This window comes from Allohahella marinimesophila (genome assembly GCF_039538005.1).
GTDB lineage: Bacteria > Pseudomonadota > Gammaproteobacteria > Pseudomonadales > Oleiphilaceae > Allohahella > Allohahella marinimesophila.
Genome location: NZ_BAABBO010000018.1, coordinates 256,869 through 275,543, shown reverse-complemented (window position 1 = coordinate 275,543; position 18,675 = coordinate 256,869). Strand labels below are relative to the sequence as shown.

The 18,675-nt window shown below is 56.3% G+C and carries 16 protein-coding genes; 14 read left to right on the top strand and 2 right to left on the bottom strand.

Annotation, left to right across the window (positions count from 1 at the left end):
• The first annotated feature begins 496 nt into the window (after positions 1-496).
• The 13 genes from ABD735_RS17780 to ABD735_RS17720 all read left to right on the top strand — a co-directional run bounded on the left by ABD735_RS17780 (position 497) and on the right by ABD735_RS17720 (position 16,582).
• Entirely contained in the window at positions 497-1,270 is a 774-nt protein-coding gene (locus ABD735_RS17780; protein WP_344808972.1) for a hypothetical protein, read from the top strand.
• Between the two features lie 321 nt (positions 1,271-1,591).
• Positions 1,592-3,691: a putative bifunctional diguanylate cyclase/phosphodiesterase gene (locus tag ABD735_RS17775; RefSeq protein WP_344808970.1), complete on the top strand. Its 2,100-nt coding sequence runs from the start codon at positions 1,592-1,594 to the stop codon at positions 3,689-3,691.
• A complete protein-coding gene (gene vapB, locus ABD735_RS17770) occupies positions 3,692-3,898 on the top strand; it encodes a type II toxin-antitoxin system VapB family antitoxin (RefSeq protein WP_344808968.1) in 207 nt (68 codons plus the stop codon). It begins immediately after the preceding gene.
• A gap of 303 nt (positions 3,899-4,201) precedes the next feature.
• On the top strand, positions 4,202-5,095 hold the full coding sequence (locus ABD735_RS17765; RefSeq protein WP_344808966.1) for a hypothetical protein: 894 nt from the start codon (positions 4,202-4,204) through the stop codon (positions 5,093-5,095).
• A 184-nt stretch (positions 5,096-5,279) separates the two neighbouring features.
• Complete coding sequence (locus ABD735_RS17760) at positions 5,280-6,944, top strand: ATP-binding protein (protein WP_344808964.1); 1,665 nt, start codon at positions 5,280-5,282, stop codon at positions 6,942-6,944.
• Positions 6,945-7,224: 280 nt separating this feature from the next.
• Positions 7,225-8,628, top strand: a complete 1,404-nt coding sequence (locus tag ABD735_RS17755; RefSeq protein WP_344808962.1) for a DUF6880 family protein — start codon at positions 7,225-7,227, stop codon at positions 8,626-8,628.
• A gap of 119 nt (positions 8,629-8,747) precedes the next feature.
• Positions 8,748-10,244, top strand: coding sequence for a DUF3375 domain-containing protein (locus ABD735_RS17750; protein WP_344808960.1), 1,497 nt, complete (start codon positions 8,748-8,750; stop codon positions 10,242-10,244).
• Positions 10,244-11,029 carry a DUF4194 domain-containing protein gene (locus ABD735_RS17745; RefSeq protein WP_344808958.1) on the top strand — a complete coding sequence of 262 codons (786 nt, stop codon included), beginning with the start codon at positions 10,244-10,246 and terminating at the stop codon, positions 11,027-11,029. The genes ABD735_RS17750 and ABD735_RS17745 overlap by 1 nt, the downstream gene beginning before the upstream one ends.
• Entirely contained in the window at positions 11,026-14,364 is a 3,339-nt protein-coding gene (locus ABD735_RS17740) for an ATP-binding protein (protein ID WP_344808956.1), read from the top strand. The genes ABD735_RS17745 and ABD735_RS17740 overlap by 4 nt, the downstream gene beginning before the upstream one ends.
• Positions 14,361-15,527 carry a Wadjet anti-phage system protein JetD domain-containing protein gene (locus ABD735_RS17735; protein ID WP_344808954.1) on the top strand — a complete coding sequence of 389 codons (1,167 nt, stop codon included), beginning with the start codon at positions 14,361-14,363 and terminating at the stop codon, positions 15,525-15,527. The genes ABD735_RS17740 and ABD735_RS17735 overlap by 4 nt, the downstream gene beginning before the upstream one ends.
• A 155-nt stretch (positions 15,528-15,682) precedes the next feature.
• On the top strand, positions 15,683-15,916 hold the full coding sequence (gene vapB / locus ABD735_RS17730) for a type II toxin-antitoxin system VapB family antitoxin (RefSeq protein ID WP_344808952.1): 234 nt from the start codon (positions 15,683-15,685) through the stop codon (positions 15,914-15,916).
• Positions 15,916-16,314 (top strand): type II toxin-antitoxin system tRNA(fMet)-specific endonuclease VapC, encoded by a 399-nt coding sequence (gene vapC / locus ABD735_RS17725; RefSeq protein ID WP_344808950.1) that lies wholly within the window; start codon positions 15,916-15,918, stop codon positions 16,312-16,314. The genes vapB (ABD735_RS17730) and vapC overlap by 1 nt, the downstream gene beginning before the upstream one ends.
• Before the next feature lie 43 nt (positions 16,315-16,357).
• Positions 16,358-16,582, top strand: a complete 225-nt coding sequence (locus ABD735_RS17720; protein WP_344808948.1) for a type II toxin -antitoxin system TacA 1-like antitoxin — start codon at positions 16,358-16,360, stop codon at positions 16,580-16,582.
• Between the two features lie 11 nt (positions 16,583-16,593).
• Here ABD735_RS17720 and ABD735_RS17715 read toward each other — a convergent pair whose 3' ends face one another.
• Positions 16,594-16,860, bottom strand: a complete 267-nt coding sequence (locus tag ABD735_RS17715) for a Txe/YoeB family addiction module toxin (RefSeq protein ID WP_344808946.1) — start codon at positions 16,858-16,860, stop codon at positions 16,594-16,596.
• Entirely contained in the window at positions 16,853-17,107 is a 255-nt protein-coding gene (locus ABD735_RS17710) for a type II toxin-antitoxin system Phd/YefM family antitoxin (RefSeq protein WP_344808944.1), read from the bottom strand. The genes ABD735_RS17715 and ABD735_RS17710 overlap by 8 nt, the downstream gene beginning before the upstream one ends.
• 200 nt (positions 17,108-17,307) lie before the next feature.
• Between ABD735_RS17710 and ABD735_RS17705 the strand changes: the two genes are divergently transcribed.
• Positions 17,308-18,651, top strand: a complete 1,344-nt coding sequence (locus tag ABD735_RS17705; protein ID WP_344808942.1) for a DUF5924 family protein — start codon at positions 17,308-17,310, stop codon at positions 18,649-18,651.
• The last annotated feature ends 24 nt before the right edge of the window (positions 18,652-18,675 follow it).

Genomic DNA, 18,675 nt, shown 5'->3' with positions numbered 1-18,675 from the left:
GCAACATCAAGAAGGGGTCGGTAATCAGTAGCATTATCGATCGAGCCGCTTTGCCAGCACCCGCCCATACATCCGCTTTATCACGAACGACAAGTGTCACGCTCCGCTTCTTTCTGGCACAGCGTGAAACTGCAGCCAGACATTCTGGTTGGGCAGCCTCTCGGGGAGGGTAGGTTGGTCGAGTTGCTCTCTGAGTACCGCACGCGGAAGCTCGGTATTACTGCGATGAATGCCACGAGGAAGACTGTGGCGCAGAAGTGACACCGTTGACTGATTTCTTGCAGAGAGCTTTTGGTCAAAGAATGACGCTTATTTAGGTGCGCTAGTTTGTGCTGTGGGAAACCTACCACTATGGTTAGGTTGCGGATCGATAAAAATCCGTGACCTTTGTGTGCTTCATCTAGTGGACCGATCATTTCCCCTGATCCCGACGAACCCGAGAGGACTCGCCTTGGGTAAGAAGCGCTGACCTAGCCGATGATGTAAGGAAAGACAGATGTTTGAGCTGTTAAAGAACACTGCACTTCGCGTTTCCCCAGTTGTTGCGGCGCTTGCCATGGCCGCTTGTGGCGGGGGCGGTGGCTCCTCCGGCGGCGGGGGCGAGCCAGTGGCTGTCGCGACGACTGTAAAACCGGGCGCTTTTGTAACGGAGATACGTTATGAGTCGGGAGGTGTTGATGAAGCCATTACGCTGCTGAGCCCTACCGGCAAGTTTGTGACAATAGTGAGTGAAATTGATGGAACCTTCGGCACGCTCACATTTCGCAGCAACAACACTTTTACGGGAGTCGGATCTTCCGTTTTTCTGGATGAGGTGTGGGAGTCAGTTAATGGCTCTCTGGAAGGTAGAGTGATCAGCTCAGAGAGCCTCACCGCTACGGCTACTAGCCCCGGCTTTACCTCCGGATCCTCATTCGTTCGCGAAAATACATACAGTGATCTTGGCGTGACGCTTGAAGCCATCTCAGGAACCTACGTGATGGTCGATACTACTTCAACGACGGTCACGATAACGTCAGACGGCGCAATCACGGGCCAAGACGACAGTGGCTGCACCTTCAATGGCAGTGTAACCATCCCTGATCCGCGTTATAACGTATTCGAAACGGTCTTTTCGGCCGCTAATTGTGGTGATATTCCCGGTGGAGCTTCCGGTGCTCTTAGAGATGGAGAATATCAGGCGTTGGGGGCTTATGATCCCGACCTTCTCGAGCTTGAGCTGGCTGGCACCGATGGCGACGTTGTGGCCTTATTTATAGGGTCCAAATAGCCAGCAAAATTATCCTGACTAACGCGCCGTAGGAGATGTCGAGTCGAACGTCTCCTCGGTACTACTACTGGTCGAGCTAACCCCTGGATTTATGACAGCATCTGAGCGGGAGTGGGAGTTAAATCTCTTTCATTCAGAACCTAGGAGGTTCTGGCTTCAATGAGAACCACCCTCACTACCCCCTCCACCCCCAAAAGAGTATAGTAAATTCAAAGGTCTCGGTCCCGGATCCAACACCAATCCAGGCGCATGTAGAGGTCTCTCATTTGTCGAGCTGAAATAACAGCACTTTAGCCGGCAAGACCAGAATGGGGGAGACGAATGGAAGCAGTACTCGAATTGTCGCAGGCCCTTGTGGAGCATTCCGCTTCGCATGTGGTCGTCATAGATGAAACTGGCCGTATTCGCTACGTCAATGCGGCGTGGATCCGGTTCTCACGGGAGAATAGGGGGCCGGTTGATGACTGGACCAATCAGAACTATTTCGACGTCTGCCAGCGATCGATAGACTCTGGCGACACCTCCGCCGCGCTGGCCCTGCATGGCATCAGGGCCGTCATCGAAGGAAAGTGCGATGACTTTACGCTCGAGTATCCCTGCCACAGTCCTGAAGAGCGCCGCTGGTTCCTGCTGAGAGCAATGCCGCTTCCGGAGGTCGGACAGGGGCTGGTGGCCCTCTATCACGACCGCTTCATGAGTGAGAGCGAACTGCGTCAGGCCAAGGAGCGCCTGGCCCTGGCGGCAGACGCCGGTCAGATCGGCATCTGGGAGTATGATCTCGAAACCCACAAGCTCAACTGGGACCACTGGATGTACAGGATCTATGGCCTATCTCCGGGTGTGTTCGATGGCGAGAAAGCGCTCTGGCTCAGAAGCCTGCACGAGGATGACCGGAGCCGGCTGGAAACGGACCTGGCACGCACCTTGTCGACGCATCAGCCGCTGGACAGCGAGTTTCGTATCCTTCGGCCGAGTGGCGAGATTCGTCACGTGCTCATCAAGGCCCAGGTGTCCTGGGATCGGGCGGGGTTCAGGAATCATCTGACGGGTATCTGTCTGGATATCACCGATCTCCGCCAGGCGGAAGCGCAGATGCTGGAGATGGCGTTCCAGGATCCGCTTACCGGCCTGCCGAACCGCGTGCTGTTCATGGATCGTCTGAGACAGGCCATCAAGATCAGTCAGCGCGGGCGCAGTTATGGCGCCCTGTTCTATATCGACCTGGACCACTTCAAACGCGTCAACGACACCGGCGGGCATAGTGCCGGTGATGAGCTGCTGAGGGTGATAGCTGCGCGCCTCAAACATGATATGCGCGATGAGGACACGCTATGCAGGATCGGCGGCGACGAATTCATTCTGCTCACGCCGGAACTCTCTCCTGATCACGCCACTGCCGCCAAACAGGCCAGCCTGCTCGCTGGCAAGATCAATGCGGCGGTGCAGCATCCAATCACGCTGGCCAGGTCCCGGGTCAAGATATCGGGGAGTGTGGGGATCACCCTGATCGATGGCGGGATCAGCAGCGCCGAGACACTGCTGGTTCAGGCGGATCTGGCCATGTACAAGGCGAAAGGGAAGGGGCGCAATACCAGCCATTTCTACGACGCGCAGCTGCAGGCCGAGGCCAGGCGTCGGCGCACCTTGGAGAAGGGCTTGAGGGCTGCCCTCGATTGCGGCGGTCAACTGCAGATCTTTTATCAGCCACAGGTATTCGAGACCATGGCCATTGTGGGCGCTGAAGCGCTGTTGCGTTGGCAGCATCCCCGCCTGGGTTCCATACCGCCCCAAGAATTCATCCCGATCGCCGAGGACTGCGGCCTGATCGAAGAGCTCGGCGACTGGGTCTTCAACCAGACCTGTGCTCAGCTGGCGAAATGGTCCAGTGAGCATCTGCCAGTCAAGATCTCAGTCAATCTGAGTGCCCGTCAGTTCCACCAGAGCGGCTGTCTGGCAAAAATGCGCAAGAGTATGAAGACCTGGCATGTGGAGGCGTCAAGTCTGAAACTCGAACTGACCGAGTCCGTCCTGCTGGAAAATACCGAAGATACCCTGGAAAACATGAAGCAGATGCAGCTCAGCGGCCTGCAACTGGTATTGGACGATTTCGGCACCGGTTACTCCTCACTGAGTTATCTGAAACGCCTCCCGCTGTCGACCTTCAAAATCGACCGCTCATTCGTTCGTGACATTCTCACGGATGCCAATGATGCAGCCATCGCACAGACCATTCCGACCCTGGCCGATGCCATGGGACTGGATGTCATTGCAGAGGGGGTGGAGACGAAGGCGCAGATGGAGATGCTGAGGGAAATGGGGTGTCATTGTTTTCAGGGGTTTTTGTTTCGGCCCGCGTTGTCTGCGGAGGATTTTGAGCGGGTGTTGCGGGATCCGGGGGTGTTGTTGGGGGAGGGGGTTTGAATGATGCGTACTGGAACAGTTTTTGAGGACCATCGCACGCAGGCTGTGCGCCTGCCTGCCGATACCCGATTTCCAGCTGGCGTAAAAAAGGTCAGTGTCCGAGTGGTCGGTAAGGAGAGGATCATTTCTCCGGTAGAGAACACCTGGGACAGCTTTTTCACGAGCACACCGCCGGTCTCGGAGGATTTCATGGCGGAGCGTCCATAAACATTTTCATCAAAACCAAAGGCAGGTATTCCCATGTGTGACACCAAAGATCCCCGTCCGCAGCGCGATATTCGCAGTGCTGCGATACCCCGAAATACGACGCTGAGCCTGGAATGATTTTTTGCAGGGGGCGTTTGGGCGTGCCGCTTGAGGCTATATCAGCTCTTCGCCTAGAACAAGAACCCCAGTCGACATATATGTAATTGATTTTTAGTAATTTATCGCTCACACCAACGATTGTTGTTAATCTGCTATCTCGGTGTTTCATCAGCATTTCGGCGAATCGCAGACGGCGAGCGAATTATGACAAATCAAGAGCGTAGGAACTTGTGCAGGCAGTTTGAGCTGCAATCGTATAAGCAGGTGGCTACCGAGCTGGCGAGCGGAAATACTGATAAGGTTTTGTGGGAAAAAGCCAGAGACACCAATGTTGCTTCCCGTGACGACGTAGACGCACGATATAAAAACTATCGGGCCAGGCTTCTGTTCCGAAAGCATTTGTTTCAATACCGAATGAGCTCGGCAGAACCCTTTTGCCAACTGGACATTCTGCTCCGTAGGATTGAACCTGTTCTTATTCGCGCCCATCAGCTTATCAAGCCATTAGATGGTATAGATTTTGCCCTCCCCGCTTTTAAAGAATTTCTAAGGCACGCGGTCTGGTGGGTACTGCCAGCTATTGCTTACGTCTGGTGTGTCGCGTTATTGAGTGATTATCGAAGCGTCGAATATCTTACGCGAGCAAGAGATCAGGGAGTGGGTGACCTCCTGTGGAATGTCGTCGGCTGTTTTGCATTTCTGATGGTCAGCGCAAGTATTCTCTTTGTACGACAAGACGCTGTGCAACGATGGACGGCAAAAGCAGCAAACCGGCTACTGTTAGTCACCGTGGACATTGGACTGCTGAGCTTCGGTATAATGTTTGGCCAAGCATGGGTTGAGATAGCAGGCTGGGAAGTGGCACAAGATGAACTCTCTGCCTGGTTCGTTTTCTTTGGAACCACAGTTGTTGTTATAGCCTTTGCTGCAGTAGCCTACTTGAACTGGGTTCTGTGGGCCTTAGCCGCGCTAGTCTATCGTCCCACTAGAATAAGCCCAGCGATGGCAGGGTTGCGCTGCTTGAACTGCTGGCTACGCCTGCTAGTCAGCGGAACGTTGATCGTGGTGCCGTTTAGTATTTTGCTGTCAGAAAGGTAATGCAGGACGGCGCCGGTGCCGCTTTAAGAAGCCGCAGCACTTTAAAAACGGATACTGGCCTCAGCGTGGGGCGCTCATGGGAGTTTAGAGTGTACGGTCGCGATCTCAAACAGAAGTGTCAATCCAGAACGGTACTAGCCAGGCGTCTCAACTTCTGTACTTCCGGTAGGCTTGGGCGATGAGAATGACAGAGCGAGATGTGCATGAAATTATCCGCGGTGGTGAAAGCCTCACTGTCGAGTTCAAGAGCGACGTCAAGAGCCTACCCGATCGGGATCTGGTGGCTGCCGTCATGGCGCTCGCCAATACAGAAGGGGGTGACTTATTCCTGGGTGTGGAAGACGACGGCAGGTTGACTGGCCTGCATGCGAACCATCGAAATCTTACCGCTCTGCCTGCGTTGATTGCCAATAAAACGAATCCTTCTTTAGCTGTGTACGTTGAAGGTCTGGAGCTTGAGGGGCAACCCATTGCCAGAATCAAGGTTCCAAAGTCTCGCCAGTTGGTCTCTACCTCTGACGGTCTGCTTCAACGCCGACGCCTGAAAATAGATAACACTCCAGAGGCGGTGCCTTTCTATCCCCATGAGTTTATCCAGCGACAGTCCAGCCTCGGAGTGGCCGACCCCTCTGCTCTGCCTCTGGACAATCTCGATGTTGAGGATATGGATCCGATTCAGCGCATTCGCATCCGCAACGCGATCAAGAAGTATGGCGGCGACCAGAGCCTGATACCTCTCGCCGATGATGAGTTGGACGGCGCGCTGGGTTTGACGGTGAGCGTGAACGGCCGGCTCCACCCTACCGTCGCGGGCTTGCTTTTGCTGGGGAAGGAAGCTCAGCTCCGGCAATATTTACCTTCCCACGAGGTGGCGTTTCAGGTGCTGCGCGGTACCGACGTTCTGGTCAACGAATTCTACCGCAAGCCACTGCTGGAGACCTTTGAGGAAATTGAGTTGCTGTTCCGTGCAAGGGTGGAGGAAGAAGAAATTCAGGTAGGCATGTTCCGAGTGCCTATCCCAAACTTTGACCGTCGTGCTTTTCGCGAAGCTTTCGTGAACGCGCTCGTTCACCGTGACTACAGTGCTCTGGGAGCCGTGCATGTGAAACTCGATGATGACGGTCTTGGCATTAGCAATCCGGGCGGTTTCGTGGAGGGGGTTAATCTGGATAACCTGCTCGTGGCCGCCCCTCGCTCCCGTAACCCCCTGTTAGCCGATATTATCAAACGCGTTGGTCTCGCCGAACGCACCGGTCGGGGCATCGATCGGATTTTTGAGGGCATGTTGCGCTATGGACGTGCCGCTCCAGATTATTCCATGTCTTCTTCCTACACTGTCGCCGTGCGCATGAGCGCGGCAGATGCAGACGCCGAGTTCCTGCGCATGATTGTCCAGCGTGAGGAGCAAACTGGTGTCGCCATGCCTATTGACAGCCTGATTATTCTCTCCCGGCTGCGCAACGAGCGGCGGTTAAGAACAGCGGACTTGGCCAGGTCCGTACAAAAGCCTGAAACCATGGTCCGAGGTGCTCTGGAAAAGCTGGTCGAGGCTGATATGGTCGAGGCCCATGGTATCGGTAAAGGTCGCACCTATACTCTGAGCGCAAAGGTCTATCAAGGGGCTGGCGAGAAGGCAGCCTATTTACGTCAGGCAGGATTCGATGCGATTCAGCAGGAACAAATGGTGCTGAACTTTATCGATACCCACGGCACCATTAAACGAGCGGATGTGATGGACCTTTGTCGTCTCGATCGGAACCAGGCTTACCGCTTGTTGACCAAACTGAAAGCAGCTGGGCAAATCAAGCAAGTCGGTGAGCATAAAGGGGCGGCTTATGACCGAGCATAAATACGCTCGGCGAGCATAAATACGCTCGGATTCGCCTGACTCACTAGCTGTAGAAGCCAGTAACCTGCACCCAGACTGCTGGACTCAAACCAGCTAATTTGTTCGTAGTAGCGGGTTAGGCAGGATGTGCTTGACCGTTGCTTGACTGGTGCTGTTCTGATCATCGACCTGCTGACGGCGTTTGGTATTGATAGCTAGATGTTGTAGTAAAATGGCTCGTGAACCTTGATTAGCCGATCCTGGAATCTCCATCAACCCTAGTCTCCCGCAGGCCTCACCCTTGTTTAGAAATAATGCTGCCTTGGAAAAACAGCTCGGAACGCTGAAGAAGTCAGAGCTTATTCGCGTGCTAACTTCGATCTATGGTCTCGATGCGCATATCGACAACCTTATAGACCGCCACATCTACAAGGCCATAAATCCGGGATCGCGCCAGAGTAATGATGCGCTAATCGCTCAGATCGACAGTCTTCGAGACGACGCCCACTTCATTAGCTACGGCGCCAGCTCGGCATTTGCTGCTCAGCTCGAAAGTCTGCTTGGCGAGGCGGAAGAACTCGGTAGCAGTGATCCTGACGCGGCGCTGACGGTCATCCAACTTTTCCTGAGCCTGCCCAATGCGTTATTCCAGCGAGTTGATGATTCTGACGGAAATCTCGGGGACGTTTTCAAATTTGCAATGCAGTTGTGGCTGAAGTTCGCAGAGCAGGTTCGTGCCGGAGATGCAGACGGCGCACCCTGGCTCAGCAAGATTCTGAGCTATGTCCATAATGACGGCTATGGTGTGTTCGACGACCTGATTTCGGCTAGCGGTGGTCTCCTGACGCCACAGGAGTTGCGGCAGCTGGCCTCGACATTCGAACAGGAATTGGCTCGGAGGCTCCGCGACGGCAGTTCGTCCGACGACAGCTATGCTGGCATCAAGGCAGCCCTGGGGCTGAGGGCTGTCGCCGTGGCGCTGGCAGATATCCAGATGTATGAAGCCAGCGTTCTGCTGCGAAGTCCTGAACCGAATACGCTTCAGGTCGAAGATATCGTTCGCTTTGCGCTTTCGATCGACGCACTGGAGCGTGTGGAATACTGGCTGGGCCGACCATTATGGAAAGCCGATCCTGGCAAGCATCGTAGCCTGCGCAATCAGTGGCTACAAAAGACAGGGCAGGCTGTGCAGCTTGAGAACGAAATGCGGGAGCTGTTTCGATCACACCCAACCCTTTGGAATCTCGAAGAGTGCTTACATTATATGAACGGCCCGGCTGTGCTCGAGCTGCGACAGGCGGTCGAAGCGCTCCCTGAGCCACCAGACAAACTCTACCAGCGGGTGCAGATGCTCATTCTGCTAGAGAGCATTGATGAGGCTGCGAGACTGCTGGTACGACATGCCGCTCAGCTTGAAAATGTCTACTTCGGCGCATTAACCGCGTGGATCGAACTGTTCTCCAGAAATGACAATCTGCTCGCCGAGGTCGTGTGCTATCGCGCACTGCTCGATGATCTCCTCAATCGTGGCTACACCAGGGCCTACCGGCACGGCGCTCGATATTTTAAACAGCTGCTGGCGCTGGATAAGGCCATCGCCGATTACGAAGGGCTTGTTGATGCTCAGACATATATCCGCAAGTTGCAGACTGCTCATGGCAGGAAACATTCGTTCTGGAAGGCTGCAGATCATCCTGCGAAGTAAGCGCTGCTGAGTCGAGCCTGAGTACGGGGACGGCCCTCGCGCCAATATGCTCAGGCGCTATTTGACGCCCCTCCGGTCAGCACTGGATAATGCCCGCACTTTTTCCCTCAGGGGCCCAGATGTCCGACGCTGCCCGTCTCAGAACCGAATCCTATCTTTTGGCCCGCAGGCAGCATCCTGCCTGGCTGCTGCTGGCGTCACCTCGCGCACCTTTGCTGCTGAGCTGTCTGCAAAGCCTTTTCACTGAGGGCAGTGGGGAAATTCCTATCGAAGATGCTCGCGAGGCGCTGGCCAGTATTCTTTCTGAGCATGCGAATGATGAAGCGATGGCGATCAACTCATCTGACTACAGCAGCGAAGCACAGAAAGAGCTTCGGGCCTGGGTTCGCAAGGGGCTGATCATCGAGCGCGACGGCTTGATCATGGCAACGGATGCGCTTGAAAAGGCGCTGACTTTCGCCAGCAGTCTCGATAACCGTCTTATGACATCGACGGCTTCAAGGCTGTCGACGGTCCAGCGCGAAATCGAGAATCTCGAATCGCGTCTCGATCCTGATCCCGCAAGTCGGGCGGCACATATCAGGCAACAGATTCAACGACTGGAACGCGAGCTGACCGCCATTGCACAGGGCGATTTTGAAGTGCTCGAGGGGCCTCGTGCGCAGGAGGGCATCCGTGAAGTCTATAGCCTCGCAACCAGTCTTCTTTCGGATTTTCGGAGAGTCGAAGATTCCTATCGTGAGGCAGACAAGGCTCTACGGCATTCGATCATCAGCGATGAGCATCATCGTGGGGAGATCGTCGACAAGCTGCTGGACAGTCACGATCATCTCCTGCAAACGTCTGAGGGTCAGGTTTTCCACTCGTTCCATCAGCAGCTCGGGCGCTCGGTTGAGCTGGATGCCATGAAGCTTCGTCTGCGAAAGATCTTGCGCAACCCGGCTACTCAAAAGGCGCTGACCCTGCCTCAGGCCAGCGAGTTGCGCTGGCTGCTATATAGACTCGTGAAAGACTCAGAACGGGTTATTCAGGCCCGCGCACGGAGCGAGCGTGATGTGAAAGGCTTTCTTGAAACAGGACTCGCTGCCGAGCATCACAGAGTCGGCCGTTTGCTCAACGATCTGCTGGGCGAAGCGCTGAGCATTGACTGGAGCAGTCAATCGGTGCGCCGAAGCCCCGCACCTCTGCCACCAATCCCGGTCGCCGTCGGTGCGCTCCCACTGTTGGAGCGTCTTCGCTTCAAGGAAATTGACGATACCGCCGAACAGTCGCTGGATCTGCAATTGCAGGACATGAATCTCAACGATATCGAAGACGATTTCTGGCAGGCTTTCGATGGACTCGATCGAGAGGCATTATTCAGGGGAACCCTCGAGGTGCTGAAAGTAACCGGGGCACCTATGAGCCTGGCTGACCTGGCCTCTCATCTTCCGCCATCACATGACCTCGAAACCCTGGCGCTCTGGCTGAGCATGGCCCGCGAAGCGGGGGTCGAGGTCGATGAGGCACTGGAGTCCATCGAAGTTATCGATCCTGCCGGCGGCGGATTGCGTTTCAGTGTGCCCAAAGTGGCATTGACACATGCTGCCCTCGCACCTATCGATTGGGACCTCTAATGACCAGCCTTTTTGATCGTATGACCCAACGTCCGGATGCCGAGGCGGCTGGGTCAGCCACTACTGAAGGACCGAGCCGCGACGAGCGGTCTGATAACGCGCCGGCCGTATCGGTCGGCGATTCGAATGTTGACGAGCACGGCGTTGCCTACACGCCGGTGAAGCTGAAGGCTGCCGTTCAGGAACTGCTGAAGTTCGGCCTGATCGAAGCTGAGCGCAAACCTAAGCTCTACCAGACCTTGCTGCAGCAGCCACAGGAGGTCGACCGTGTGCTCGAGCCTTTCGATCTGCGAATGCAGGTGGATGATATCCGTGGTCTGGCCATCCTGATCGTAGCCGAAAGCGCTATCGGCGAAACAGAGGGCGACGAATGGAGCCATCCGCTGGTGCGACGCCAGCGTCTGACGCTGGAGCAGTCGCTGATGCTCGCTATTCTCCGCCAGCAGTTTCTCGCGCATGAACAGGATGTCGGCATCGGCGCATCGGAGGCTGTAGTCGAGCTTGGTGAGTTGCTGCCACAAATCAATCTTTACCTGGGCGAAACCGGCAGCGATGACAGGGATCAGAAGCGCATGAGGAATCTGCTGGAGCACCTCAAGGGCCACGGTATCGTCTCTGAAATCAGCAGTGGCGACCAGGTGACTATCCGGCCGATAATCACTCACCTCGCGAACCCCGAGAACCTGCAGAGTCTCCTTCGCCACTTTCGACGTCGAAATAATACTGAGCGCACGAGTCCAGGGGACGAACCTGGAACGGGCGAGCAGGGAGCACCCCTCGAATGACCATGCCATCCACCCAGGCGAGTCTTGATTTACCAATCGATGACGGCAAAAGCTTTCTGCTGACCCATGTCGATCTGTTCAACTGGGGCTCTTTCGGAAACTGGCATAGCGCTGAAGTCGACCCTCGTGGTACGGCGCTCATCGGCCCGACTGGCAGCGGTAAGACTACGCTGGTCGATGCCCTCATGACCTTGATCACGCAGTCACCACGCTACAACCTGGCTTCGACCGGCGGACATGAGAGCGACCGCGACCTGATTTCCTATGTCCGCGGCGTGTCAGGTGCTGGAAATGGTCGAGGTAATGAAGATCATATTGCGCGGACTGGACGAACCACGACCGCCATCAGCGCACGTTTTCAGAAGGAGTCCCAATGCGTTCGTGTGGCGGGGCTGTTCTGGCTGGACAGCACGGCAGCCGCGGCGTCGGATCTCAAACGACTGTGGCTATTCGCTCAGTACGAGGCAGGCACGAACGAACCTTCGCTCACCGACTGGCTGGCCATGCATCATGAAGGTGGCAGTCGCGCGCTGAAGCAGCATGCCCGCGAAACGCCAGGCCTGCAGGTCAACGACAGCAAGAAGGCTTACCTGGCTCAATTGAGGCGCTTCTTCGAGGTCAGTGATAACGCCTTCGACCTGCTGAATCGAGCGGCTGGCCTGAAGCAGCTCAACAGCATCGACGAGATTTTTCGCGAGCTGGTCCTTGACGATCGCTCCGCATTTGCCCGTGCCGCAGAAGTGGCCAACGAGTTCGATGATCTCAGCGGCATACATTCAGAACTCGATACGGCACGGCGGCAGCAACAGGCCTTGCAGCCAGTTGCCGATCTACACAAAAAGCATCAGGCGGTCGCCGCTGAAATGGAAGGCAAGCAGACGCTTGCACAGATCCTGCCGCGCTGGTTTGCCGCCCAGGGGCTCGGGCTCTGGGAAGCAGAGGTCGACCGGCTGGTACAGGCTGTCTCGACCGGTGAGGCCCGGATTCAGCAGATAGCGCTGGACATAGACCGGCAGCAGGAAGAGGCGGACGCACTGAAGGACGTCTACCTCCAGGCTGGTGGGGCCAATATCGAGCAACTGCGTAGTCAGATCGGTCAGCAGGGTCGTTGGGTGGACGAGCGGGCTCGCTTCGCCAAAGACTACCAGCGCCTTGTCAGGAACCTGGGGCTGTCGGAAACGCTGGATGCCGAGAGCCTGTCAGCGAACCAGGCAGAGAGTCGGGCGCAGCTACAAGCGCTCGTAGAGCAGGCCAGCGAAGCAAAAGACGCCCTGTTGCATTGTGCCGTCGCTCATCACGAAAACCAGCGTGCGAGAACCAGCCTTACCGAAGAGATCGAGCGCATCAAAGCCCGTCCAGGCTCGAACATCGACGGCCGTTTCCAGGATTTCCGGAGCGAACTCGCCGCTGAGCTCAACATGGATGACGACGAGTTGCCGTTCGTGGCCGAGCTGGTGGAGGTGAGGCCCGAGGATAGTGACTGGCGGGGCGCTATCGAGCGTGCAATCGGTAGTCACCGCCTGCGTATCCTCGTGCCGTCTGCAGCCATGAAGACAGCACTCGGCTGGGTCAATGCACGGAATAACCGTCTACACATCCGGCTGCTCGAAGCGACCGCCCCAGCATCTCAGCCGCGATTTCTGGATGATGGTTTCACGCATAAGCTCAATTTCAAGGCGCACCACCACCGGGAAGCGCTCAAGGCGCTGTTGGCTGGAATCGACAGACATTGTGTCGACTCGCCTGAACGTCTTCGCCAGATCCGGCACGGCATGACGCGCGAGGGGCTGATGTCCGGTCGCAGTGGCCATTTCGAGAAGCGCGACGACCAGGCTCTCGACAGGGGCTGGATGACCGGTTTCGATAATCGGGACCGATTGCAGGCGCTGGCGGCTGAACTGAAGGAGCTGCATGGTCGCGAGCAACAGACCGGTCAGGCGCTCGACGCAGCCAAAGCCCGGGAGCACACGCTACAACATCGTATGCAGATGCTCGAGGATCTGAACGCGTTGACATTCGAGGGCATCGACCTTCCGGGTGCCCAGTCGGAGCTGGCGCAGCTCGAGTCACGCCTCGCTGCATTGACCGCCCCGGACTCTGATCTTGAAACAGCTCGGCATGAGTACCAGCGAGTGGCAGATATGCTGAAAGTTACCCGTGAAGCGAGCGCCAAAGAGAGCAACGAAGTGGCTGTGCTCGAGTCGCAACTCGATCGTGCACAGCAGCGCTGCTCGAGCCTCAGGTCTCGTCTGGGGCAAAGCCTGTCTGCAGAGCAGCAGACATTGGGTAAGACCAACTTCAAAGCGCTGGCAGCGCAGCATCTTGAGCATCTCGAGGATCTGGAGCGAACCGAGCAGACCCGTCTGAGCGAAGCGATCGACAGGTTGCGCCGCCAGGTCCAGGGGTTCGAACTCAATCTCACGCAGATGATGGGCAGGGCGCAGGCGGTCGATACCGGCGCGCTGGCCGAAGCGGGTACTGCCTTGCAGGATGTGCCGGCCTATCTGGAACGTCTTCGCCTGTTGACCGAAGAAGCCTTGCCAGAAAAGCTTGCTCGTTTTCTCGCCTATTTGAACCAGTCCTCCGACCAGGGGGTGACCCAGTTACTGAGCAGCATCATGAACGAGGTCTCGATTATCGAGGAGCGCATCGCCGACCTGAACGAGACGCTGCGAAGAGTAGACTTTCAGACCGGGCGATACCTTCGGCTGGTGCCGCTGCGGGTCACCCATGAGAGCCTGCGAACCCTCGAGCGCGCGCAACGTCAGCTTCGTGCCGATGCTTTGAAGGATGATCAGGGTGAAAGCCACTTCAAGGCCCTGGAAAATCTTGTGCGCCTGCTAAGGGATGCCAGTGAAAACAGGCGAACCGTGGGGGCAAGAGCACTGCTCGATCCACGCTACCGGCTGCAGTTCTCGGTGTCGGTCATCGATCGTCACAGCGACGAAGTACTCAGCTCGCAGCAGGGCTCGCAGGGTGGCAGTGGTGGCGAAAAGGAGATCTTCGCGAGCTACATCCTGATCGCCTCACTCAGCTACGCGCTTTGCCCGGATGGTGCCAACCGACCGCTATTCGGTAGCATCGTACTCGATGAGGCATTCTCGAAAAGCTCACACGCCGTCGCTGGTCGAATCGTGTCAGCCTTGCGCGAGTTTGGCTTGCATCCCCTGTTCGTCACGCCCAACAAGGAGATGCAGTTACTTCGCACGCACACCCGGTCTGCCATACTGGTTCACCGCAGAAACCTGCAATCGACGCTGACCTCGATGAGTTGGGAAGTACTTGAGGCACATGCCGAGGCTCGCCGGGGTGGCGAGGCGATTGCCGTGTCATGAAGTCACCTGGCGAGCTGGCGGCGCGCCTGGCCCGTCAGTGGGAAAATCCGGCTGTACGTGAGCTACGCCTGTTGCGACCGGATCAGTGGCCAGTATCGCTGCAAATTGGCGCACCTGTCAGCAGCTCAATCCTGACGGATCTGAATAGCGTGCGCGATCATGTTGCCGCATGGCGGAGCGTTAGAATCGGCGAGGTGCGCTGGGAAGAGAAGCGCTATCGAGGTGTCAGTGATCTAGTCACTGTGCCGATCCTATGGCAGCTGCATCGACCGAGTGAGTGGGTTGCGGCGGCGTCGGACCGAGCGATTCAGCTACAGTTTCGACATCTCGAAAGCGTGGTGGCTGAATGCGACGAGCGCTTTCATGCGCTGCTTGTCAGACGGCTTTCGTGGGTCCTCGAACGCAGCGCTGACGAAGTTGCCAGCGTAGGTAGGCTTGCATTGGCGCTGCGGCCGGGCGCCGCCGGCGGACGACCACTGCGAGCATTGGGGCATCCGGGTGTCGATAGCAAGTTCATCGAGCGTCATCGCAGTCTGCTGGTAGCCATGCTCGACGTCCTACACAATGGTGAGGTGAGCTCGCGAGGTCTGGAGGCCTTCCTCGATGCATCCAGCAGCGATGATCATTGGCTCATGCTCGCGGACCTCTCAGGGGCGCTCCTGCCTTTTGCGCAGTGCCGAGTGCCCGCGCGATCGCTCATGACGGCACCCTTGCCTGCAGATCATATTCTGATTGTGGAGAATGAGCAGTGTCTTCATGCCTTGCCGCGGGCTCCTGGCACGATCGCAATTCTTGGTGCAGGTCTCAACCTGAAGTGGATGCAGGCATCCTGGCTTTCGGATCGGCACGTGGCCTACTGGGGTGATGTCGACACATGGGGGCTCTCGATGTTGGCGACGGCTCGCCAATACCAGCCACGCTTGACCGCTCTGCTGATGACAGAGGAACTATTCGATTCGCTAGCTGAACGATACGCGGTGGTTGAGCCTACAACCATGCCATTTCAATCTGATATGCAGCTATCACAGGACGAGGCACTGCTTTACCAGACCTTGCTGGCTAGCGGCCGCGGGAGACTGGAGCAGGAGTTCATTCCGCCAGACCGGGTGGAGCGAGCGGTACTGGACTGGGTAGGGAAGAATTCCGTAGACCGCCTTCAATGAGATGATCGGCGATGGATTAGTTCCTGAAGCCCGCTGATTCAATGGTCGGCGTATATTCTGCCCGATCTGGACTGCTAGGTCCGAGTGCCCAACCCAACTAGCGCTTTGTATTGCTGCCATATATACTTGCCATATAGCAGCGATAGGAGCCAGTGATGCCTACTGGAAGCGTTTTCGAAAATAACCGTACACAGGCTGTGCGTTTGCCTGCCGACACCCGATTCCCACCTGACGTGAAGAAGGTCAGCGTGCGAGTGGTCGGTAAAGATAGAATCATTTCTCCCGTAGAAAATACCTGGGACAGCTTTTTCACGAGCACACCGTCGGTCTCGGAAGATTTTATGGCCGAGCGTCCATCGCAAACGCAGAGTGAGCGGGAGCCGTTCTAGTGCTCAAGTTCATGCTGGACACGAATATCGTCATCTATGTGATCAAGCGCAGGCCTATCGAGGTGATGGATACCTTCAATAAGCACGCCGGACATCTCTGCATCAGCTCGATTACGCTGGCGGAGCTGCTGCATGGCGCCGAAAAAAGCGCCCGTCCTGAACAGAATTTGGCAGTCGTCGAGGACTTCGTTTCGAGGCTGGATGTGCTTGATTACGGCGCCAGAGCAGCAGGGCACTACGGTAACATCCGAACTGTACTGGAACGCAAAGGGACACCAATCGGCGTGAACGACCTGCATATTGCTGCGCATTGTCGTAGCGAAGGTCTGGTTATGGTGACTAATAACCTGGGCGAGTTTGAGCGCGTGGACGGCTTGAGAACGGATAACTGGATCTAGACGAGCAACAGTACTGGTATCAAAACCGACATAAGGTATCCCCATGAGTGACGCCACAGACCCTGGACAGGAGAACGAAGTCATGAGTCTGGACCAGCACGACTCCGAAGCCTTTTTTGAAGCCTTGGTCAATCCGGTTCGCTTCAACCAGAAACTGATGGCCGCTTTTGAGGAGCATGATCAGCGCGTCACCAGTAAATGCGTGACTGCTGGAGATCAGCGCTTGTTTCTGCCACTCACGTCCATAACGCCAGTCAGAGATAGCTAGAAGCTCTCTGATCATTTTTGATAACGGTAGCGGCAAGAAACCACGGTCAGCGTGCTGTCATCCACGGCATAAACGAGTCTGTTGGTCTCATCTATCCGTCGTGACCAAAAGCCCGCCAGGTTCTCCTTCAGCGGCTCGGGTTTACCGATACCTTCGAACGGATTGCGCTGGGCGTCGTTAATCAATTTGTTGATTCGCTTCAGCTTCTTTTTATCTTGTCCCTGCCAGTAAACGTAGTCCGACCAGGCTTCCTTCGTTGATGTCAGTACTTCAATCATCGGTTAAACGATGCGCCTCCGTGCGCCCAGAACGGTATTGCTCGATAGACTTACTCAGGTGAGCCGCGTTCGCCGGGCTCTTCAGGAGATGGACTGTTTCCATCAAACCATTGAATTGGTCCAGAGACATGACTACTGCGTCGTCTGCGTCTCGTCGAGTGATGATGGTATAGTCCGCATCATCGACAACTTGATCCAAGACCCGCTTCAACTGGTTTCTTGCGTCAGAAAAATTCACCACTCTCATGCTATGCCTCAACATGTGCAAAATATTGAACAAGTATAACGTGTGCAATATGTTGTGCAAGTGCATCAGAATGCCCGCTAACTACGAGCAGCTAAAGTGGCGTCATCCGACGTGGGGTACGATACTTCCCGGGCAGTATCGTGCTCCCGCCAGAGGGCAACAACGAGTATCCTTAGAGATGACCCCTCAGTGACACGGCAGTGAGCAAGCTTAAATCCTTCGTAGTCGGCTTGATCGAGCTGCTCAAGCGTTATCCTGGCCTGATGGCCATATTCGGCTTCGCGTCCGGTGTCGCCAGCTATTTCCTGGTAGAAGGACGGGCGGCTTTCGCGCAGCTGTTCGCTGCCCTGATGCTGGTCAGCTGGATCTGGTTGATTCTGGAAAACAGGCTGCGCGCTGGTATCGCCAGGCGATTCGGTATCGACATACCGCCCGGCGGCATACGCTACGCCACTCAGATGGTGCATCAGGAAAGCCTGTTTTTCGCGCTGCCCTTTTTTCTCGTGGTCACCAGTTGGGATCATGGTCAGGCCGTGTTCACCGGGCTGCTGGTGATTTGCGCGCTGATCTCTCTCATTGACCCCATCTACTACCGCTTGCTTGCGCCGCGCCGATCACTGTTTGTCGTCTTCCACGCATTCGCGCTGTTTGCAGTGTTGCTGGTGGTCTTACCTCTGATTCTGCAGCTCACGACCGCACAAAGCCTGCAGTTGGCATTGGTGGTCGCGCTGCTGTTCAGTCTGCCCAGTCTGGACAAACTGCTATCGACTGAGCGCTGGTGGCGATTGCCGCTGCTTATCCTGATGCTGGTGGCACTGGCCGCTGGTCTCTGGCAGGCACGCAGCTGGGTACCGCCGGCCGCACTGCGGCTGACTGATATGACCCTTTCACAGACGCTTGATCGTGAACAGCGCAAACCCGGTGCCAGCCTTGGACAGATCGATGCCGCTACCCTCAAACGGGATGGGCTGTATGCCTGGAGCGCAGTGAGTGCACCTCGTGGGCTGCGCGAAAAAATCAGCCATGTCTGGATGCACGACGGTGTCGTAGTGGATAGCATCACCCTCGACATCAAGGGTGGGCGCAAGAGCGGCTATCGCGCCTGGACCCACAAGCTGAGCTTTCCTGCCGACGTGGTGGGACGTTGGCAGGTGCGGGTGACCACCGAATCAGGGCAGCTTATTGGCCTGACGCGCTTTACTGTAGTGGAAGGCAGGCAACATACACCGGAACCGGAACCAGAAGGGGAGCTGAAACCGGAACCGGAACCGGAACTGGAAGCGGAAGCGGAGCCGGAACCGGAGCTGAAACCGAAGCCAAAACCAAAACCAAAACCGGAACCCCAACCGGAACTGGAGCCGGAGCCGGAAATGGAGCTGGAGCTGAAGCCGGAGCCGGAGCTGGAGCCAGAGCCAGAGCTGGAACCGGAACTGGAACGCCAGGAACCAGTGGGCGAGGCTGAAGTGTTATTTGATCAACCGGAGACCTCCGACGGGGAAGATGTCGACGATCAACCGTCAGTGCCTGGCCTTCAGGAAGATTAGCGCTCAACTGCTGAGGGGTGCTGA